Origin of the sequence: Thalassobaculum sp. OXR-137 (assembly GCF_034377285.1) — a bacterium.
Classification (GTDB): Bacteria; Pseudomonadota; Alphaproteobacteria; order Thalassobaculales; family Thalassobaculaceae; genus Thalassobaculum.
Window position 1 is genome coordinate 5,257,431 of the sequence record NZ_CP139715.1, and the last position, 19,168, is coordinate 5,276,598.

General features: G+C 67.4%; 18 protein-coding genes. 11 read left to right on the plus strand and 7 right to left on the minus strand.

Annotation, left to right across the window (positions count from 1 at the left end; genetic code table 11):
• The first annotated feature begins 170 nt into the window (after positions 1-170).
• From T8K17_RS24340 to T8K17_RS24360, 5 genes are all read left to right on the plus strand, one after another.
• A complete protein-coding gene (locus T8K17_RS24340; RefSeq protein WP_322332311.1) occupies positions 171-1,151 on the plus strand; it encodes a tripartite tricarboxylate transporter substrate binding protein in 981 nt (326 codons plus the stop codon).
• A 101-nt stretch (positions 1,152-1,252) separates the two neighbouring features.
• On the plus strand, positions 1,253-1,738 hold the full coding sequence (locus T8K17_RS24345; protein WP_322332312.1) for a tripartite tricarboxylate transporter TctB family protein: 486 nt from the start codon (positions 1,253-1,255) through the stop codon (positions 1,736-1,738).
• Between the two features lie 18 nt (positions 1,739-1,756).
• Positions 1,757-3,436: a tripartite tricarboxylate transporter permease gene (locus tag T8K17_RS24350; protein ID WP_322332313.1), complete on the plus strand. Its 1,680-nt coding sequence runs from the start codon at positions 1,757-1,759 to the stop codon at positions 3,434-3,436.
• Positions 3,437-3,503: 67 nt separating this feature from the next.
• Complete coding sequence (gene dgcN, locus T8K17_RS24355; protein WP_322332314.1) at positions 3,504-4,520, plus strand: N-acetyltransferase DgcN; 1,017 nt, start codon at positions 3,504-3,506, stop codon at positions 4,518-4,520.
• A 3-nt stretch (positions 4,521-4,523) separates the two neighbouring features.
• Positions 4,524-4,868: a hypothetical protein gene (locus T8K17_RS24360; RefSeq protein WP_322332315.1), complete on the plus strand. Its 345-nt coding sequence runs from the start codon at positions 4,524-4,526 to the stop codon at positions 4,866-4,868.
• 159 nt (positions 4,869-5,027) lie between these two features.
• Here the strand turns inward: T8K17_RS24360 and T8K17_RS24365 are convergent, their stop codons facing one another.
• The 6 genes from T8K17_RS24365 to T8K17_RS24390 form a co-directional block, all read right to left on the minus strand.
• Positions 5,028-5,969 carry a threonine/serine dehydratase gene (locus tag T8K17_RS24365; protein WP_322332316.1) on the minus strand — a complete coding sequence of 314 codons (942 nt, stop codon included), beginning with the start codon at positions 5,967-5,969 and terminating at the stop codon, positions 5,028-5,030.
• Positions 5,969-6,709, minus strand: coding sequence for an SDR family oxidoreductase (locus tag T8K17_RS24370; RefSeq protein ID WP_322332317.1), 741 nt, complete (start codon positions 6,707-6,709; stop codon positions 5,969-5,971). Before T8K17_RS24370 ends, T8K17_RS24365 begins: the two co-directional genes overlap by 1 nt.
• A gap of 150 nt (positions 6,710-6,859) precedes the next feature.
• The gene (locus T8K17_RS24375; protein ID WP_322330493.1) at positions 6,860-7,804 is read right to left on the minus strand and encodes an IS110 family transposase; all 945 of its coding nucleotides are present in this window, start codon (positions 7,802-7,804) and stop codon (positions 6,860-6,862) included.
• A 227-nt stretch (positions 7,805-8,031) separates the two neighbouring features.
• Positions 8,032-8,343 (minus strand): GIY-YIG nuclease family protein, encoded by a 312-nt coding sequence (locus T8K17_RS24380; RefSeq protein WP_322332318.1) that lies wholly within the window; start codon positions 8,341-8,343, stop codon positions 8,032-8,034.
• 222 nt (positions 8,344-8,565) lie between these two features.
• On the minus strand, positions 8,566-10,878 hold the full coding sequence (locus tag T8K17_RS24385; RefSeq protein ID WP_322332319.1) for a molybdopterin guanine dinucleotide-containing S/N-oxide reductase: 2,313 nt from the start codon (positions 10,876-10,878) through the stop codon (positions 8,566-8,568).
• A 25-nt stretch (positions 10,879-10,903) separates the two neighbouring features.
• Complete coding sequence (locus T8K17_RS24390; RefSeq protein ID WP_322332320.1) at positions 10,904-13,612, minus strand: 2-oxoglutarate dehydrogenase E1 component; 2,709 nt, start codon at positions 13,610-13,612, stop codon at positions 10,904-10,906.
• Positions 13,613-13,738: 126 nt separating this feature from the next.
• Between T8K17_RS24390 and T8K17_RS24395 the strand changes: the two genes are divergently transcribed.
• From T8K17_RS24395 to T8K17_RS24410, 4 genes are all read left to right on the plus strand, one after another.
• Complete coding sequence (locus tag T8K17_RS24395) at positions 13,739-14,275, plus strand: thiamine pyrophosphate-binding protein (RefSeq protein WP_322332321.1); 537 nt, start codon at positions 13,739-13,741, stop codon at positions 14,273-14,275.
• The gene (locus T8K17_RS24400) at positions 14,272-14,868 is read left to right on the plus strand and encodes a thiamine pyrophosphate-dependent enzyme (protein ID WP_322332322.1); all 597 of its coding nucleotides are present in this window, start codon (positions 14,272-14,274) and stop codon (positions 14,866-14,868) included. The genes T8K17_RS24395 and T8K17_RS24400 overlap by 4 nt, the downstream gene beginning before the upstream one ends.
• Before the next feature lie 400 nt (positions 14,869-15,268).
• Positions 15,269-15,865, plus strand: coding sequence for a protoglobin domain-containing protein (locus tag T8K17_RS24405; RefSeq protein ID WP_322332323.1), 597 nt, complete (start codon positions 15,269-15,271; stop codon positions 15,863-15,865).
• A gap of 79 nt (positions 15,866-15,944) precedes the next feature.
• Positions 15,945-16,406, plus strand: a complete 462-nt coding sequence (locus tag T8K17_RS24410) for a YybH family protein (protein ID WP_322332324.1) — start codon at positions 15,945-15,947, stop codon at positions 16,404-16,406.
• A 178-nt stretch (positions 16,407-16,584) separates the two neighbouring features.
• Here the strand turns inward: T8K17_RS24410 and T8K17_RS24415 are convergent, their stop codons facing one another.
• Complete coding sequence (locus tag T8K17_RS24415) at positions 16,585-17,523, minus strand: VOC family protein (protein ID WP_322332325.1); 939 nt, start codon at positions 17,521-17,523, stop codon at positions 16,585-16,587.
• Between the two features lie 117 nt (positions 17,524-17,640).
• On the opposite strand from T8K17_RS24415, the gene T8K17_RS24420 reads away from it, so the two are divergent.
• Together T8K17_RS24420 and T8K17_RS24425 are read left to right on the plus strand one after the other, a co-directional pair.
• The gene (locus tag T8K17_RS24420; protein WP_322332326.1) at positions 17,641-17,790 is read left to right on the plus strand and encodes a hypothetical protein; all 150 of its coding nucleotides are present in this window, start codon (positions 17,641-17,643) and stop codon (positions 17,788-17,790) included.
• 153 nt (positions 17,791-17,943) lie between these two features.
• Positions 17,944-19,155 (plus strand): MFS transporter, encoded by a 1,212-nt coding sequence (locus tag T8K17_RS24425; protein WP_322332327.1) that lies wholly within the window; start codon positions 17,944-17,946, stop codon positions 19,153-19,155.
• The last annotated feature ends 13 nt before the right edge of the window (positions 19,156-19,168 follow it).

Below are 19,168 nucleotides of genomic sequence, written 5' to 3' on the forward strand. Positions count from 1 at the left end.
CGGAATATGGACGGTTGATTGACACACTGCAGCATGACGTTAAGAAGGTGGGATGGTCGTGCTGTTGGTTAAAGCCGACGATCAGGATTCAAGAGCGGAGACCAAAAGCACGGCATTCATGTCCGGATTCAAACCCGATCAATCAACAGGACGAACAGGGGAATCGACCGATGAAGATTAAATCGACCCTTCTCGCGGCTGCGGCCGCCGTCGTCGTCGCCGGTACGGCGTTCGGCACCAGCCCGGCCTCGGCCGCCGATTTCGGCTGCCGCACCGCAAAACTGATCGTTCCGTGGGGCGCGGGCGGCGAGACCGACATCATCTTCCGTCAGTTCGCCGAGACGGTGAACAAGAACGGCGCCGAGCCGGAGATCCAGGTCGTCAACATCGGCGGCCAGGGCGGCAACAAGGGTGCCAAGGAAGCGGAAGAGGCGAAGCCGGACGGCTGCACGCTGTTCGCCATCCACCAGAGCGCGCTGACCAGCTACTTCACGGGCCGCATCGACTTCACCTGGGACGCGTTCCAGCCGGTCGCCATGCTGACCCGCACGCCGTCGATCTTCGGTGCCAACGCGAAGGTGCCGTACAACGACATCGAAGAGATGGTGGCCTACGCCAAGGAGAACCCGGGCAAGATCAACGCCGGCGGCACCCTCGGCTCGACCAGCCAGTTCGTCTACCTGCTGCTGGAAGACGCGGCCGGCATCAAGTTCAACCACATCTCTTATGACGGTACCCGTCAGCGGATGACCGCCCTGCTCGCCAACAACATCGACACCGGCGAGATCAACCTGGCGGCGGCCAAGCAGTACATCACCTCCGGCGAACTCAAGGCGCTCGGCATCACCACCGAGAAGCGCAACCCGGAGATCCCCGACGTCAAGACCGTCAAGGAGCAGGGCTACGACCTGATCTACGGCGTCGACCGGGGCATCATGCTGCCGAAGGGCGCCTCCCAGGAGGTGATCGACCACTATGCCGGTCTGTTCGAGGCCGCCTCGAAGGACCCGGCCATCACCAAGGCGATGACCGACATGGGCACCGACGTGTTCTTCCTGAACCCGACGGAATCCGCCAAGTACTGGAGCGACACCCAGGCCAAGTGGGGCAAGATCGCCAAGGACGTCGGCATCTACAAGGCCAAGGACTGACCTTAGAGCCGCTTGGGACGGGCGTCGGCAGACATGCCGGCGCCCGTTTCGTTTGATACAGTCGAACTCCGAACGAGATTTGAAGACGGGGAGATCCGACAATGTCGGTGAGCCGCGACACGATCGTCGCCATTCTGCTTCTGGCGTTTTGCGGCCTGCTCTGGCAGGCGTCCTACGACATTGAGGTCACCACGTACGGCACGATGCAGAGCAGCGTCTGGCCACGGATCATCATCGTTGCGCTCGGCCTGTTCTCGGCCCTGCTGCTCCTCCAGTCTATCTTCCGCCCGGACCCCAGCGTTGCCGCCGAAACGGAAGCCCCGAGCGCGCCGGCGCATGTGCGCTACCGCAACGCGGGCATCATCTACGTGCTGTTTCTGCTGTTCCTGCTGACGCTGCCGACCCTGGGCATGCTGCTGGGCGGCGCCCTCTTCGTCTTCCTGTCGCTCACCGCGCTGGGGCGCCCGTCAGCCAAGCTGGTCGCGATCCATGCCACAGTCGCGATCGTGTCGGTCGGCTCCATGTGGGCAATTTTCACTTTCGGCCTGCGGGTGATCCTGCCCCAGGGCGACATCCTGCCGATCTGAGCGGGGAGAACAGAGACCATGATCTTCGAGCACGTTGTCTTCGCCTTCGGCGAGGTCTTCCACTGGAAGAACCTGGGCCTGATGTTCCTCGGCACGACGGCCGGGCTGATCGCCGGCTCGATCCCGGGCTTCACCATCGCCATGGCCGTCGTCCTGACGCTGCCCTTCACCTTCGGCATGACGTCGGTGGAAGGGCTGTCCACCATGATCGGCGTGTTCGTGGGCGGGCTGTCCGGCGGCCTGATGTCGGGCATGCTGACCGGCATCCCCGGCACCCCCTCCTCGATCGCCACGACCTTCGACGGCTTCCCGATGGCCCGCAACGGCCGCCCCGGGCTGGCGCTGGGCCTGGGCGTGTGGTCGAGCTTCTTCGGCGGCATCTTCAGCGCCGTCCTGCTGGTGACCCTGGCCCCGAGCCTGGCCAAGATCGGACTGGAATTCGGACCCTGGGACTATTTCGCCCTGGTTCTGTTCGCCCTGACCATCACCGCCAGCCTGTCGGGCGAGACCCTGATCAAGGGGATCATCGCCGGCCTGCTCGGCCTGTTCGTCGCCTCCATCGGCGAGGACGACGTCAACGGCGTGGCCCGCTTCACCTTCGACATCGAGACCCTGGAGAGCGGGTTCGACTTCCTGCCGGTCCTGATCGGCCTGTTCGCCTTCAGCCAGCTCCTCTCCGACGTCCAGGACCGGGACAAGGCGCGCGAGCCGCTGATGACCGGCGTCGAGGCCAAGGGGATCCGGGTCGAGCATCTGGCCGCGATCAAGATGATCGCGGTCCGGTGGGTCAATGTCGTGCGGTCCTCGGCGATCGGCGTGTTCACCGGCGTTCTGCCGGCGGCCGGCGGCTCAATCTCGAACATCCTGGCCTACGATCAGGCGAAGAAGGCGTCGAAGAAGCCCGAGGAGTACGGCACCGGAATCCCGGACGGCATCATCGCGCCGGAATCCGCCAACAACGCGACGGCCGGCGGCGCGCTGATCACGATGATGGCGCTCGGCATTCCGGGCGACGTCATCACCGCCGTCATGCTGGGCGCGCTGCTGATCCACAACGTGCAGCCGAGCCCGACCTTCATCAGCCAGAACCCCGACCTCGCCTACGCGATCTTCATCGCGTTCTTCCTGGCGCATTTCATCATGATCATCATGCAGACCTTCTGTCTGCGCGCCTTTCTGCTGGTGGTCCGGATCCCGATGTACATGCTGGCGGCGGTGATCCTGGCCTACTGTGCCATCGGCGTGTTCGCCCTGAACAACGTCATGGAGGACATCTGGGCGCTCTTCGTCTTCGGCCTGATCGGGTACGGGATGAAGCTGCTCGGGTTCCCGCTGGCGCCGATGATCCTGGGCGTGGTTCTCGGCAGCGTTGCCGAGCTCAACCTCAGCCGGGCGATCTCCCTGTCGGGCACCACCGAGCAGTTCCTGCTGGACATGGTGATGCGGCCCTGGGCGCTGTTCTTCCTGGTCGTGGCGGCGTTCTCGATCCTGTTCCCGTGGTACCAGAAGGCGCGGGAGACGGCCGTCTGGACGCTCGGCTACATTCCCGGGCTGATGGTCTGTCTGGCGGTGCCGATGTTCATGATGGAAGGCTGGCCGCGCACACTTATCGCTGTGGCGTTGGTGCTGGGCGCGGTTTATCTTCTGGTCCAAAGCGCGCGTCGTGGGTGGAGCGTTAACCCCGACGGCGCCGCCTGATCCTCGGCACGGTCGGCCGGTATTGATCCCGGCCCCTGCCACCACCTGCAATCCCCTGGGGAGCGTCATGTCGCGTTTCGAGATTCAGAACCCGTATCTGCTGTTCCTGGGCGACGCCCCCGACCAGCTCGCCGCCAAGACCGCGAACGGCGTGAAGGTGTGGCGTCCGGACTGGTGCGTCGGCCAGTTCCGCTTCCCCGCCTGCAAGGCCGATCTCGGCCTGCCCGACATGACCATCGAGGAAGCGGCCGCCGCCGGCGTGAAGACCGTGATCCTGGGCGTCGCCAACCGCGGCGGCTTCATCCCGGAGAGCTGGATCATCGAGCTCGTCAAGGCGCTGAACCTGGGCATGGACATCGCCTCGGGCCTGCACACCCGGATCACCACGATCCCGGCCCTGAAGGAAGCCGCCGAGAAGAACGGCCGCAAGCTGTTCGACGTGCGCCACCCGACCCGCGACTATCCGGTCGCCAGCGGCGTGCCGCGCAAGGGCAAGCGCCTGCTGACCGTCGGCACCGACGTCTCCGTCGGCAAGATGTTCACCACGCTCGCCATCGAGAAGGAAATGCGCGCCCGCGGCATGAACGCCGACTTCCGCGCCACCGGCCAGACCGGCATCTTCATCGCCGGCTCGGGCCTGTCTGTCGACGCGGTGATTGCCGACTTCATCTCCGGCTCCATCGAGTGGCTGGCGCCTGAGAACAGCGAGGACCACTGGGACCTGATCGAGGGTCAGGGCTCGCTGTACAACGTGTCCTATTCCGGCGTGACCCTGGGCCTGATCCACGGCGCCCAGTCCGACGCCCTTGTGATGTGCCACGAGATCGGCCGCCCGCACATGCGCGGCCTGCCGGACTACGAGGTCCCGGCCATCCCGACGGCGATGGACACCATCCTGCACATGGCCAAGATGGTGAACTCGGACGTCAAGTTCGTCGGCGTGTCCCTGAACACCTCCAACGTGTCGGCCGCCGAGGCCGAGGCCTTCAAGAAGAAGACCGCCGAGGAGACCGGCCTGCCCGTCGTCGATCCGATCAAGGACGGCGTGGCGCCGATCGTCGACAACATCGTCGCCAGCTACTGAGCGGTGACAGAGATCGCCGACCTGCTGCGCCCGGTCCTTGAGGATCGGGCGCGGGCGGGGGCGACGATCATCTACGCCCATCTCGCCCATGCCGCCGGGGTCCCCTCCCCGCACTCGGTCCACAAGACCGGAGAGGCGCTGGAGGTGCTGATGGAGCAGGATGCCGCGCACGGCCGCCCTCTGCTGGCGGCCGTCGCCATTTCCAAGGCCCGCGACGGGCTGCCGGCGCCGGGGTTCTTTCAGAAAGCGGTCGAGCTCGGCCTGTATTTCGGCCCGGACCGGGGCGCGCAGGCGGCGACCTACCACGCCCTGGAGCTGGAGAAGGTCTGGGCGGCGTTCAGGGATTAACCTCCCCCTCGCCTCTAAACGTCTTCCCGGGCTTGCCCCGGGATCCAGAACAGCCGTCGCTGGAGCGGTGTGAGAGTAGTGTCTGGTGCTCCAGCACGCCCTTTTCCTAGGTCCCGGATCAAGTCCGGGAAGACGGAGAAGTGGAGAGGCGCTTGCCCCTCACCCCATCCCGTCGGTGCCGGCGCCGCAGACGATGGTGCAGACCGTCTCGCCCTTCGCCGCCGTGACCGCGCCGGACTGCAGTGCCGCCAGGCCCGCCGCGCCCGCGAGCTCCGCCCCGATGGCGCATTCGGCCCAGAGCCACCGGGCGGCCGCGACCATCGCCGCGTCGTCCACCAGGACGATGTCGTCTACGTTTGCCGAGATCAGGTCGTAGTTCACCTGCTCGCTGCGGCGCGGCGCCAGGGTGCCCGCCGCCGTCGAAATCGCGTCCAGGGTGACCAGCCCGCCCGCCTTGCGGCTCTCGTAGTGGGTCGGCGCCCCCACCGGCTCGACCCCGATCACCTTCACCTGCGGCCGGGCCGCCTTGACCGCGGTCGCCACGCCGGAAATCAGCCCGCCGCCGCCGATGGCGACCACCAGTGTGTCCAGATCCGGTACCTGGTCGAGGATCTCCAGCCCCAGGGTGCCCTGGCCGTTGATCACGCTCTCCGGCGCGAAGGGATGGACCCAGGTCATGCCATCGGCCTCGGCCCGCGCCATGGCGGCGACCGCGGCCTCGTCGAAGACGGTCCCCTCGATCACCACCTCCGCGCCCCAGCGGCGCAGGGCGTCTGCCTTGGAGGACGGCGCGGAGCTGGGCAGATAGACCACCGCCTTCACCCCGCCCATCCAGGCGGCATAGGCCACGGCGAGACCGTGGTTGCCGCCCGACGCGGTGATCAGCCCGCGCGACACGTCCTCCGCACTCAGCGACTTCAGCGTATTCACCGCCCCGCGGACCTTGAAGGAGCCGGTCGGCTGCAGGAAATCGAGCTTGAGGACGAGCCGTCCCTCGGTCACCGGATTGAGCAGCCCCACCGGCTCCAGGACCGGGGTGGCGCGCACATGGCCGGCGATCCGGGCCTGGGCGGCGCGGATGGTGTCGAGTGTCACCGTCATCAGATCGTGATCCCTCCGTCTACGATCATGGCCTGACCCGTGGTGTAGGCGCTTTCGTCGGCGGCGAGATACACCGCCATGGCGGCGATCTCCTCGGCCGTGCCCAGCCGGCCGAGCGGCTGGCGGGCGATGAAGTCCTTGCGCGCCTGGACCGGGTCGTCGAAGGCGTTGATCCGGTCGTCCAGGGAGGGCGACTGGACCGTGCCGGGGCAGATCGCGTTGCAGCGGATCCCCTGGCGGATGAAATCGGCGGCGATAGACTTGGTGAGGCCGATCACGGCGGCCTTGGTCGTGCCGTAGATGAAGCGGTTCGGGATGCCCTTCAGGTTGCCAGAGACCGAGGCCATGTTGATCACCGAGCCGCCGCCGTTCTCCAGCATCGCCGGCAGGAAGGCGCGGATCATGCGGTACATGGCCCGCACGTTCAGGTTCACCGAGAAGTCGAACGCGTCCTCGTCGCAGTCCAGGATCGTGCCGTGATGGACGAAGCCGGCGCAGTTGAACAGCACGTCGACGGCGCCGACCTCCTGGGCCGCGGCCTTGACCGCATCGGGGTTCAGCACGTCCAGCTTGCGCGGCGTGATGCCTGCGATGGCGCCGAGTTCGGCCAGGGTCTTGTCGTTGATGTCGGTGGCGACGACCGAGGCCCCTTCGCGCGCGAAGGCCTCCGCGCAGGCGCGCCCGATCCCCTGTCCCGCCGCGGTGATGAGCGCGGTCTTGCCGCTGAGCCGGCCTGCCATGGTGTCCTCCCGGGTGGTGTTCTTGTTGCTGCCGGCAGTTAGCCCGGCGCGCACGGAGAGGGCAAGGGGGTCAGTCGGACAGGCGACACCGGGTGGCGATGGACCCGCCGGCGACTTGGTCCTGACTTTCGTCAGCGACTGTGATCTTGGTCAAGCGACTTGCCATGGCTTTTGATCTCTGACGATGGCGTTGAGGATGGTAAGCAGCTTTCTGGCGACGGCGATGAGGGCGACCATCTTGGGCTTTCCTGCAGCGATCAGTCTGGCGTGGAAGGCCTTGAGGGTAGGGTTGTAGCGCGCGCCGACCATGGCTGCGACGAACAGGGCGGTGCGTACGCTCGCGCGTCCGCCGCCGATGAAGGCTTTGCCGCGCCAAGTTCCCGATTGGCGCGTCCACGGTGCCAGCCCCGCCAGGGAGGCGATCTGGCGCCGGTCCAGTCGGCCGAGTTCGGGCAGATCGGCGAGCAGGGTGCGGGCGGTGGCCGGACCGATGCCGGGCACGCTGCGCAGCAGATCCTCCTGTGCCTGCCAGACCGGCGAGCCGCGGACCTGGTCGTCGATCTCGCGGTCGACCTCGTTCAGTTCCTTCTCCAGGGCCGTGATCAGACGCAGGATCGAGCGCCGCACCCGCGGTTCCGTGAGGCGGCTCTGACGCTGGCGCTCGGCGGCGATCATCGACACGATCTGCCGTCGCCGGGCCACCAGATCGGCCAGCAGGCGGCCGGACGCATCGGGCAATGCGCGCGGCTCAGGCCGGGTCGCCGCCAGGAACCGGGCGATCATCTCCGCATCGATCGGATCGGTCTTCGCCCGACGTCCCAGCGCCTGGGCGAAGGCCCGGATCTGGCGCGGATTGACCACGACGACCGGCAAGCCCGCCCCGGCCAGACCCGCCGCCACCACCGTCTCGAAGCCGCCCGTCGCCTCGACCCCCACCAGCGTTGCTCCCAGCGCTCCAAGACGCTCGGCCAACGCTGCAATCCCAGCGCCGTCACGCGGCACCGCCTCACATTCGCCCGGCCCTTGCGCGCCGAGCAGGATATGAACATCCAGACGGCTCTTGGAGACGTCGATACCCACGATCACCTGGTCCATCGCTACCCTGCCTTGCCTAAACGGGCTCGCCATATGGCGGCCCCGGCGACTGTTCGGGTTCGAGGGATGAACGGTGGATGGGCAACCTTGCTGACGTTCGGGCTCGCACGCTCCAGGACGACTCGGCGTCCCATCCACCACCGCTTCCGAAACTCTACCAGAAGCGGAAGACGATAAGTTACAAGGACGACGGCTCAGTTCTTTCGTCATCCTGATGCAAATCAGGATCAAGGCCCTCCACGATCAACCGTTTCGACGCCCGGCATCGGCCACAACTCGGACCACTCAGGATTGGCTCCCTCGATCAGCTCGATCTTCCATGCGCGGCGCCAGGCTTTCAGCTGCTTCTCCCGCGCGATAGCTTCGGTGATGCGAGCGAACTGCTCGACATACACCAGCCGATGCAGCCGGTAGCGGCGCACGAACTCCGAGCCCTCGCCGCGTCTGTGCTGGAGGATGCGCGAGACCGGATTCGCCGTCACGCCGATGTAGAGCGTGCCGCGCCTGTGGTTCGTGAGAATGTAGACCGTCGGCTGCATGCCGACGGTATGGGATGTCTAGACCCAGTTTGCTGGGTGGTCCGGTGCCCGGATCCTGATTTGCATCAGGATGACGTAAAAAAATAAGCCCGTCGTCCTGACGAAAGTCGGGACCAAGCCCCTGGCCTCACCACCGAGAGAAACTGGTATCAAGCCCCGCAGAAGGTTGGAGCGAACCGGCGGTTCGTATCACGGTCCTGACTTTCGTCAGGATGACGGCCCCTACCCCTCCACCTTCGGCTTTCGCATCACCGTCACGTCCGGGACCACGCCATCGACCTTGGCGACCTGCACCAGCGTCGAGTGCGCGGTCGGGCCCTGGCCCAGCCGCGAGGTGCCCCGGTCTCGAGTGAGCACGTTCGGGTTGCCGTGGACTTCCAGCCCGCCCGGGGTCTCCGGGTCGTACCAGGCGCCGGTGGAGAGCTGGATCACGCCCGGCATCACCTGATCGCTGACGATCGCGCCGGCGAGACACGCGCCCCGGTCGTTCCAGACCCGCACGACGTCGCCGGAGGAAATCCCCCGGGCCGCCGCATCGTCCGGATGCAGGGTCATCGGCTCGCGCCCGGCCACCTTGGAGCCCTGGCTGACCTGGCCGCAATCGAGCTGGCTGTGCAGACGGGTTCGCGGCTGGTTCGACATCAGGTGCAGCGGGAAATCCTTCGCCCTCTCCGCCCCCAGCCACTCGTCCGGCTCGCGCCAGACCGGATGGCCCGGGCAGTCGTCGTAGCCGAAGCCGTCGACGGTCGACGAGAAGATCTCGATCTTGCCCGACGGGGTCTGCAGCCGGTGGGTGTCCGGATCGGCGCGGAAGTCCTCCAGCATCACCATCGGCTTCTCGGGATCGGGGAGCTCCACATGCTCCTGCTCCCAGAAGGTCTCGAAGTCCGGCAGTTCGAACCCGGCCTCGGCGGCGCGCTGGCGGGACTGGTCCCAGAGATGGCGGATCCAGTCCATCTCGTCGCGGCCCTCGGTGTAGCGCTCGGAAAAGCCCAGACGGTCGGCGAGACCGGTGAAGATCTCGTAATCCGGCCGGCTCTCGCCCACCCGCGGGATCGCCTGCTTCATCGCCGAGGAGAGCGGCTCCCAATGGGTGATGGAGAGGTCGTTGCGCTCCAGCGCCGTGGTCGACGGGAAGACGATGTCGGCGTGCCGCGCCATCGAGGTCCAGAAGATCTCGTTGACGATGATCGTGTCCGGCTTCTGGAAGGCGCGGACGAGCTGGTTGATGTCCTGATGGTGGTGGAACGGGTTGCCGCCGGCCCAGTAGACCAGCTTGATGTCCGCATAGGTCCGCCGCTCGCCGTTGAAATCGTACTCGGCACCGGGGTTCAGCAGCATGTCGGAGATGCGGGCGACCGGAATGAAGTCGCTGACCGTGTTGATACCCTGGGGCACCGACGGCCACGTGAACTGCTTCACCGGGTTGCCGATGCCGTTCTCCGAGCTGTAGCCGAGGCCGAACCCGCCGCCCGGCAGGCCGATCTGGCCGAGCATGGCGGCCAGCACGACGGTCATCCAGATCGGCTGCTCGCCGTACTCGGCGCGCTGCATCGACCAGGTCGAATTGATCATGGTCCGCTTCGACGCCATGCGCCGGGCGAGGCCGCGGATGGTCTCCGCGTCGACGCCGCTGATCTTGGCGGCCCAGTCGGCGGTCTTCGGCTGGCCGTCGGTCTCGCCGCGTAGATAGGCCTCGAACGGCGCGAAGCCGGTGGTGTAGCGCTCCAGGAACGCCTTGTCGTGCAGCCCTTCGCTGAGCAGCGTGTGGGCCAGCGCCAGCATGATCGACATGTCCGAGCCGGGGCGCGGGGCGATCCACTCGCCGCCCAGATCCGGCGGCAGGTCGGAGCGGATCGGGCTCAGATAGACCAGCTCGCAGCCGGCATCGGCGCAGTCGCGCAGGCCGTGGTAGCAGGTGTGACGGCCGACCCCGCCGGAGGTGACCTGGGCGTTCTTCACCGGCATGCCGCCGAACATCACCAGCAGCTCGCAATGCTCGGCGAGCACCGGCCAGGTGGTGTGGGTGTTCAGCACGTCGCGGAACGGGCCGACCACATAGGGAACGATCGCCTCGGCCGCGGCGTAGGAATAGGTGCCCCGGTGCGAGACATAGCCGCCGAGCTGATTGAAGAACCGGTGGATATGCGAGTTGGCGTGGTGGAACCGCCCGGCGCTCGCCCAGCCGTAGGAGCCGGCATACATCGACCCGTTGCCGTGCTCGTCCTTCACCCGCTTCAGTTCCTGGGCGGCCATGTCCAGCGCCTCGTCCCAGGGCACGGCGACGAACGGCTCGTTGCCGCGGCCGGTGCGGTCGCTGTTGTGGCGCTTCTCCAGCCAGCCCTTGCGGACATGCGGACGGGCGACGCGGGTCTCGTGGGTGACCGCGTCCACGATGCCCGGACCGATGATCGCCGGGGCCGGGTCCTTCTCGTAGTCATGCACCGCGAGCAGCCTGTCGCCCTCGACCTCGGCGTAGTAGGTGCCCCAATGGGTGGCGGTCGGAACCAGGGTGCGCTTGATCGCGGTGCTCATGTCTTTCGTCCTCTCCGTCGGCCGATCAGGCCAGCGCGGCCTCGATGACCGCCGCCTGCTCCGCCTTGTGCCACACGCCCCAGCCCACGGCCGGGGACGGTGCGGCATCGCGTCCAACATAGGTGGCACGAGCCCCGGACTCGCGCAAGCCACCGAGAATGCGGGCGAGATGCGGATCCAGATGGCGCCAGGCCCCCATATTCTCCGGCTCTTCCTGGGCCCAGACCACCTCGGCCTTGGGATGCTTCTTCAGGATCGCGGCGATCGCCGTCTCCGGCACCGGATACAGCTCCTCGATCCGGACCAGGGCCACGTCCTCGATCCGCCGCTCCCGCCGGGCGGCGGCGAGGTCGAAATAGGTCTTGCCGGAGGTCAGCACGACCTTGCGGGCATCGGCGTCGACCTGGGCGTCGTCGATCACCGCCCGGAACGACGTGCCGGCCCCCATCTCGCTGAGCCTGGACTGGGCCTCGGCGTGGCGCAGACCGGACTTGGAGGTCAGCAGCACCAGCGGCCGGCGCCACGGAGCCAGGAGCTGGCGGCGCAGGGCGTGGAACAGGTTGGCCGGCGAGCCGCAGGCCACGACCGAGATGTTGTTGCGTGCCGCCATCTGCAGAAAGCGCTCCGGCCGGGCGGAGGAATGCTCCGGCCCGCCGCCCTCAAGCCCATGCGGCAGCATCAGGACGAGGCCCGACTGGCGCAGCCATTTGTCGTCCCCCGCGACCAGGAACTGATCGATCACCGCCTGGGCGCCGTTGGCGAAGTCGCCGAACTGCGCCTCCCAGCAGACCAGCATGTCCGGGTCGGTGATGGACATGCCGTATTCGAAGGCCATGCAGGCCTCCTCGGTCAGTGGGCTGTCGGCGAAGGTCAGGTGGTGCGGCGTTGCCGCAAGCGCGGCGAGCGGGGTGTGCTCGGCACCGGTCTTCTGGTCGAACACCACCGCATGGCGCTGGGAGAAGGTGCCGCGCCGGCTGTCCTGGCCGGTCAGGCGCACCGCCTTGCCATCCTCCAGCAGCGAGGCGAAGGCCAGCGCCTCCGCTGTGCCGAAATTGATCCCGTCTTCGAGGGTGTCGAGCCGCTCGCCCCATTGCCGGGCGATCTTGGCGTTCAGCGCGAAACCTTCCGGCACGGCGACACTGGCCTCCGCCAATCGGCGCAGACGGGCGGCCCCGACACCGGTGACCGGCACCTCGCCCGCGCCCACCGTCGACAGGGACGACCAGCGGCCCTGCAGCCGGTCGGCCGCGTTCGGCTTGTAGCTCTTGGCCCGGTCGAAGGCGTCGTCCAGGGTCGACCAGTGGGCCTCGGCCATGGCTGTCGCCTCGGCCTCCGGCACCACCCCGGCGGCGGCGCAGGCCTCGGCGTAGCGCTGGGGGATGCCGGGCGTCTCGGCGATGCGGGTGTAGCGCACCGGCTCGGTGAACATCGGCTCCTCGAGCTCGTTATGCCCCCGGCGGCGGAACCCGACGATGTCGACCAGGATATCCTTGCCGAACTTGCGGCGGTATTCGAGCGCGATCCGGCCGGCCCGGGCACAGGCGTCCACGTCTTCGGAGGAGACATGGATGACCGGCGCGCCGATCGCCTTGGCCACGTCGCTGGGATGACGGGACGAGCGGCCGTGTTCCGGCTTCACCGTGAAGGCGAGCTGGTTGTTCACCAGCACATGCACCGACCCGCCGACGCCATAGGCCGGCAGCCCGGCGAGCTGCAGCATCTCGGCGATCACGCCCTGGCCGGAGAAGGCGCCGTCGGTGTGGATCAGCAGCGGCAGCACGGCGCTAGTCGGATCCGCCTCCCCGGACCGGCGCCGCAGGTCGAGGGTCGCCCGCGTCTTGCCCAGGGTGACCGCGGAGACGATCTCCACATGGCTCGGGTTGGACGGCATGGTCAGGCGGATGCGCCGCTCGATCCCGTCCGCGTCGGTGAAGCTGCGCTCGCCGGTGAACCCCAGGTGATAGGGCACGTCGGACGACGCCTGGGTGCCGTCGGGCACCTGGGGCGTGCCCAGCAGTTCGGAGAAGGCGGCGGTCAGCGGCTTGCCCACCAGCCGGGTGATCAGGGTCAGCCGGCCCCGGTGCATCGGCGCGATGACCGCCTTGTCCATGCCCGCGCGGGCGGCATCGCCGACGATTGCCTCGAGCAGAACGATCAGCGATTCCAGTCCTTCCAGGCCAAACCGCTTGTTGGTCGGCAGGCGCTTGTTCATGAAGGTTTCCATGGCGTCCGCCGCCAGCAGGGCGTCGAGACGGTCGCGCCGCTCGTCCGCCGCCGGCTCGCCGTAGAGGCCGCCTTCCACCGCCTCGACCAGCCAGTCCCGGGCCGCGCGGTCCTCCACATGCATCACCTCGGCGGTGAACCGCCCGCCCCAGGCGGCCTGCAGCCGCGCCGTCAGTTCCCGCGGCGTGGTGCCGCCGACATCGACGTCGAGATCGCTCTCGTCCAGGCCGTGGGCGTCCGGCGACAGGTCCGGATGGCCGGGCGCCTGGTTCAGGTCCAACGGATCGAGAGACGCCGCCAGGTGGCCGTACAGCCGCCATGCCGTCTTCAGCCGCTCGCAGGCCACCGCAATGCGCCCGTCCCCGGCCGCCGCCGGGCGCGGTCCGTCCGACCGGTCGGCATAGGGCGCGAACATCGCCCAGAGGGAGGGATCGATCGACAGCGGGTCCTTGAGGAAACGGGCGTAGAGGTCGTCGAGATAGCCGGCGCCGGCTGTGGGAAGCGTATTCATGGGAATCCGAATGGCTCGCTCGCGGGGGGCTTTTAGATTGTATGCAAGTGCATGCCGCTATCTTTACAGACCTCCATCAGGCCGCCTAGCCTTCGGATTCCCTTAACAAAACGGATCCGACAGCCCATGGATGAACATTGGAGCGTGGCGGCCCACCGTCACTTGAAAGCGGCCGGCGTTCGCCAGATCGGCTACGTCCCAGACGGCGGTCTCCGCCTCCTGATCGAGCGCTGTCTGGCCGACAACGAGATCGAGACGGTGATGTGCGCCACCGAAGAGGAAGCGGTCGGCCTGTCGGCCGGCGCCTGGCTCGGCGGGCAGAAATCGGCGGTGTTCATGCAGTCCAGCGGCGTCGGCAACACGATCAACGCGATCGCGTCGCTGATCTCCTCGGCCAACTTCCCGTTCTTCGCCATCGTGACGATGCGCGGGCAGTGGGGTGAGGGGAATCCGTGGCAGGTTCCCATGGGCCAGGCCGTGGTCCCGACGCTGGAGGCGGTCGGCGTGAAGACCTTCCTGGCCGAAAGCCCGGAAGCCGTGGACATGATGATCGAGTCCGGCCTGCGCATGGCCTATTCGACCGACACCCCGGTCGCCGTCCTGGTGGGTCAGAAGGTGATCGGCTCGAAGATCTGGACGGCCGGAAAGGCGGTGAACCAATGAGCGCGATCACTCTCCATCGGCGCGATGTGCTCGGCGCCGCCATGGCCGAGCGCGGCGACACCCTGTTCGTGTCCGGCCTCGGCTCCACCACCTGGGATCTGGCCTCCTTCGGCGACCGTCCAGAGAACTTCTATCTCTGGGGGGCGATGGGCAACGCCTCGATGATCGGGCTCGGCATCGCGCTGGCCCAACCGGAGCGCCGGGTCGTGGTCATCACCGGCGACGGCGAGATGCTGATGGGCATGACCAGCTTCTCCACCATCGGCGCCAAGCGGCCGTCCAACCTGGCGGTCTGCGTGATCGACAACGAGACCTATACCGAGACCGGCCGTCAACCGACCGCGACCGGCCGCGGCACCGACCTGTCGGCGGTGGCCGCGGCCTGCGGTTTCGCCAAGACGGCGATGATCCGCACCGAGGCCGAGGCCAAGGGTCTGGCCCAGCTCCTGTTCCGTGAGCCGGGACCGGTCTGCGCCGTTGTGAAGGTGGTGGACGAGGACCTGCCGATGTCGGTTCCGCCGCGCGACGGCGGATACCTGAAGACCCGCTTCCGCATCGGGTTACTCGGCGAGGAGAAGGCGATCCAACCGTGACCGCGACCCGGCGGGCACAGGCCAGCAGGCCAAGCCCGCCGGGTTCGCCAGGCGACGACTTACAGGCGCCAATAGAACGATTTTATGTAATTTTGTAGATTTATTTGTTGCTTTGACAGCGCAGCCGTTTGCCCTAAAACTGCGCTTTCTGAAGCCATTGGCGCAGTCAGTTCTGCCGCCACGGCATAATCCCTCCGCGGATTTACCCGCTCTTTACCCATCGATGTTAGAGTTCATGACACTCGATCCATAGGCCCACCTCAAAGTGGCCGCTTTCGACCGCCGGACCCTGTCTGTGCCCGTAGCGCAATACCCCAGCGACCCACCTCATAGGGTGCGGGGGACGCGCGACATTTTCCGCCCTTCGTTTTCCCGACACCACGAAAGACCCGCGCCCGTCATGTCTCCCATTTCCGACAGCGACCTGAACGGTGGCTCGTCGCGCCGGCGACGGTTCGACCCGGAACTCCATCAGATGGTCACGAACCGGATCTTCCAGAACGTCCAGTCCCGGCTGCGGCTGGACTCGATCGACGACTACACCCGCGAGCGGCTCCAGGCGTTTCAGCCGACCATCGCGGAGGAAATGTACGCGATCCTCTCGGACTTCTATCGCCACATGACGCAGTTTCCGCAGACCCGGAAATTCTTCGTGAACAGCGATATCAACGTCCTGAAGACGCGGCAGTCCCAGCATTGGCAGCGCCTGTTTTCCGCCGAATTCGATCGCGAGTATATCTCGTCGGCGGTCCGCATCGGCCTGGTCCACCATGCCATCGGCCTGCCGCTCCACCTGTATCTGTCGGGCTACAACCGGGTGCTGTGCGATCTGACGACCCTGGCGATCCACCATTACGCCGGGTCGCTGGCCTCCTCCGATACGGTGAACGCCATCATCAAGGTTGTCTCCCTCGACATGGATATCGCGATCTCCTGCTATTTCCTGGCGGAGAACCTGCGCCTGAAGTCGGACGATCCGACGGTCGGACTGGTCTGACGAATCACGAGACGGGTTCCGCCGCAAGCCGGGCCGGGTCACTCTTTGTGCCTGTTTCACAGCGATGAGGCATGGGCGGATGACCTTCACCTGGGACGTACCCGAAGAGGATCGGGCGGCGATCGCGCACTGGTTCGCGACCTGGAGCGATCAGGTCGCCGCCGTGGATTTCGCTCCGGCGATGGACCTGTTCGCCGACAACATCGCGAGCTTCGGGACGCATATGGACGTGGTCGAGGGCCTGGAGGCGCTGGCCACGAACCAGTGGCGCAACGTCTGGCCGACCATCGAGGATTTCCGTTGGCGGCTGGAGACGTTGAAGGTCGGGGTTTCGCCCGACCGGCGGTTCGCCATCGGGATCATCGCCTTCTCCTCCACCGGCATCGCGGCCGACGGATCGCGGTTCGACCGGCCGGGCCGCGGCACCGTCGCCTTCGCCCGCTCCGCCATCGACGCGCCTTGGAAGGGCGTGCACACGCACGTCTCCCTGAACCCCGGCACGCCGCAGAAGAGCCACGGGGCCCGACCGGCGAAAAGCTGAGCGTCGGGAAGCACGCGGCCGCCCTTCGACACGTTGCTGCGCTCCTGCTAGGGCGAGGGCAATGCTGGAAGTCCAACGACCTCTTTGAGACTGCAATGCCCCCGCCCAGAGCAGCCCCGCGGACCCGGTTGTTCAGCCCGGTCCGGGGGGGGCGTGTCGAAGGGTCGGCGAGCTGCCCTCAGCCGTTCCAGGGCAGCGCCGACTCGTTCTCCGCCACCAGCCAGCACCCGCCAAGCGAGCCTGGAAGCACCAGGGACAGCACGCCCGGCCACTCGGTGTCCTTCGGGGTGAACCCACGCCCTTCGAGGAAGCTCCGCGTTGCTGCCAGATCGTCGGACAGCAGCGCGTAGCCGGCCACGCCCGGTGCCGGCGGCACCGTCGCCCCCGGCAGGAGCGCCGCCGCCCGGTCAGGCGTGGCCAGCAGGATGCCGCCGCGCGCCAGCGGATAGCGGATCAGACCGTCGCCGAGCCGCTGCGGCGAAACCTCGGTGAAGCGGGCGTAGCGCTCCTCCGCCTCGCCGAGATCCTTCGGCACGATGATGACGTCGCGCAGGGCGACGATCCCGTTGTCGTGACGCATCCAGAACTCCTGCCACACCAGATCCTCGGTGTGGTGGCTCAACACCTGGACCCGGCCCTCGGGCATGTCCTCCTCGGGGTTCTTGATGACGGTGAAGGCCGCATCGCCTGCCCCGGTCTCCGTGCCGTCCTCGGCCAGGATGGGCACCGGACGCTTGAGCGGGGTCGGCTCCTGCGGATGAAAGCCGGCCGCCGCCTGCCGCGCGCGCCGGGCCATGGCGTCCGGGTCGGTCATCGCGACGATGTGAACGCCGGTATAGCGGTCGAGCTGACGCTGGGTGCGGGAGCCGGTCGGCGTCGAGCCGTCGGTGACCGTGAGCACTTCCAGATAGCCTTCCCGCAGCATGACGCACCGGTTGGCCGTTCCCATCGGCTGGCGCTGCCCGGCCGCGTCGGTGAAGGCATGCAGGACGTAGGGGGTCTGCTTGAATCCGAGCCGGGTCAGCTCCTCGTGGGCCGCCTCCATGTCCGGAACGAAGTGGCCAAGGTGGTCGAGAAACGTCTCGCCCGTCGTCGGAAGCTGTCGCCATGCCGCCATGTTTCTGCCCTTTTCGGGAGTGAGCTTTACTAATCAGTAGAGTGGACCATGATAGAGAAGATGAGCTGGGTGACCAGACGGTGTTGACGCCGTGACCCCGCCCAAAGGGAGGATGCCATGAACGACCGTATCCGCCGCTGCCACTGCCGGGCTGCCCTGACGGCCAGAGCCGCCCACGCTCAATTCACCGATACCCTGGTGGTCGGAACGATGATGGCAGCCGCCATCGCCGCCACCGCCTGGCTCATGATCCAGCTCGCGATCTGAGCCGAAACGGTCCGCCCCAGCCTTCCGCGTCTCGGGCGGGCCGCAGCGCAGGCGTTTGCCGCACCGGCATGCGGGGATAGCACCGCAAGCCTCGGATAGCCGGGTTCCCGCCCGCCGATTACTGATCGCCGAAACAACCTCGGAGATCAGTACGTGTCCGTCGTAACCCGTCTTCAGATCGCCGGATGCGGTATGCATCTGGCCGACCAGATCGCCCTCGTCGGCGTCCCGCTCGCCGCCGCCCTCGCGTTCGGCGCATCCGCCGAGGTGATCGGCGTTCTCGTCGCCTGCCAGTCTCTCGCCCACCTGCTCGGCTCGATCCCGGCCGGCCTCATTGTCGACCGCGGCGCGCCTCGGCGGGTCGCCCTGGCCGCCGTGCTGATCTCCCTGCTCGGCTTCGCAGGAACCGCCGTCAGCGTCGCCGCCGGCAACCTGATCGGCTTCGGCGCCTGCGTGACCGTCGCCGGCTTCGGCATCGTGCTCTTCGTCCTGACGATCCTGTCCATCGTGCCGCGCAGCGTCCCGGCCGGAGCCCTCGCCCAGGCGAACGCGCGGATCGAGATGCCGCGGGCGGCCGCTTCCTTCGCGGTCCCGCTGGCCCTGGGTGCGGTGGTGACGGTGGGCACCGTCGACTGGATCTTCGCCGCCGCCGTCGCCGGCGGCGCGGTCGCCCTGGCGGCGGTCAGCGGCCTGCCGGATTACGAGCCCGGACGGCCGCACGGGCAGAGCCCCCTGCGCCGGATCGTCGAGGGCGGCGCTTTCGTCCTGTCGAACGATCTGCTGCTGGCGATCTCCGGCTGCGCGCTGTTCTGGAACTTCGCCTTCTCCGCCCTTCTGGTGACCATGGTGCCGCTGATCACCGACGTCTTCGCCATGGAGGCCGGGGTCTTCGGCATCGCCATGGCGGCCTTCGGGCTCGCCGCCTTCGCCGGGTCCAGCCTCGCCGCCCGCTATGCCGGGCGCGTGCGGCCGAGCCTCGTCCTGCTGTTCGGGCCGGGCAGTTCGGTGCCGGCCGTCCTGCTGCTGCTGACGGTGTCGCCGGGCAGCTCGCCGCTGCCGATCTATGCGGGGTTCTTCCTGCTGGGGTTCGGGCCGTCCATGTGGATGATCGCCCAGAACTCCGTGCGCCAGCTCGTGAGCCCGCGCGACATGCTGGGACGGGTCAATGCGGTGATCCAGACGTCGATCTACGGCGTGCGCCCGCTCGGCGCCCTCTGCGCGGGCTTCCTGATCGCCCACAGCTCGCCGCGCACCGCCCTGGTCTTCATCGCCGCGATCTACGGCCTGTCCTTCGCCGCGGCCGCCTTCAGCCGGCTGCGGTCGATCCGGAGCTACGGGGAGCTGGGCGCGCTTACGGTTGCCTGACCGCTTGTCGCAC

Coding starts and splice junctions, on each gene's coding strand:
- T8K17_RS24410 (WP_322332324.1), top strand. CDS start 15,945: ATGACCTTCACCTGGGACGTACCCGAAGAGGATCGGGCGGCGATCGCG.
- T8K17_RS24365 (WP_322332316.1), bottom strand. CDS start 5,969: ATGACGGTGACACTCGACACCATCCGCGCCGCCCAGGCCCGGATCGCC.
- T8K17_RS24345 (WP_322332312.1), top strand. CDS start 1,253: ATGTCGGTGAGCCGCGACACGATCGTCGCCATTCTGCTTCTGGCGTTT.
- T8K17_RS24380 (WP_322332318.1), bottom strand. CDS start 8,343: ATGCAGCCGACGGTCTACATTCTCACGAACCACAGGCGCGGCACGCTC.
- T8K17_RS24405 (WP_322332323.1), top strand. CDS start 15,269: ATGTCTCCCATTTCCGACAGCGACCTGAACGGTGGCTCGTCGCGCCGG.
- T8K17_RS24385 (WP_322332319.1), bottom strand. CDS start 10,878: ATGAGCACCGCGATCAAGCGCACCCTGGTTCCGACCGCCACCCATTGG.
- T8K17_RS24420 (WP_322332326.1), top strand. CDS start 17,641: ATGAACGACCGTATCCGCCGCTGCCACTGCCGGGCTGCCCTGACGGCC.
- T8K17_RS24400 (WP_322332322.1), top strand. CDS start 14,272: ATGAGCGCGATCACTCTCCATCGGCGCGATGTGCTCGGCGCCGCCATG.
- T8K17_RS24350 (WP_322332313.1), top strand. CDS start 1,757: ATGATCTTCGAGCACGTTGTCTTCGCCTTCGGCGAGGTCTTCCACTGG.
- T8K17_RS24375 (WP_322330493.1), bottom strand. CDS start 7,804: ATGGACCAGGTGATCGTGGGTATCGACGTCTCCAAGAGCCGTCTGGAT.
- T8K17_RS24340 (WP_322332311.1), top strand. CDS start 171: ATGAAGATTAAATCGACCCTTCTCGCGGCTGCGGCCGCCGTCGTCGTC.
- T8K17_RS24370 (WP_322332317.1), bottom strand. CDS start 6,709: ATGGCAGGCCGGCTCAGCGGCAAGACCGCGCTCATCACCGCGGCGGGA.
- T8K17_RS24415 (WP_322332325.1), bottom strand. CDS start 17,523: ATGGCGGCATGGCGACAGCTTCCGACGACGGGCGAGACGTTTCTCGAC.
- T8K17_RS24395 (WP_322332321.1), top strand. CDS start 13,739: ATGGATGAACATTGGAGCGTGGCGGCCCACCGTCACTTGAAAGCGGCC.
- dgcN (WP_322332314.1), top strand. CDS start 3,504: ATGTCGCGTTTCGAGATTCAGAACCCGTATCTGCTGTTCCTGGGCGAC.
- T8K17_RS24390 (WP_322332320.1), bottom strand. CDS start 13,612: ATGAATACGCTTCCCACAGCCGGCGCCGGCTATCTCGACGACCTCTAC.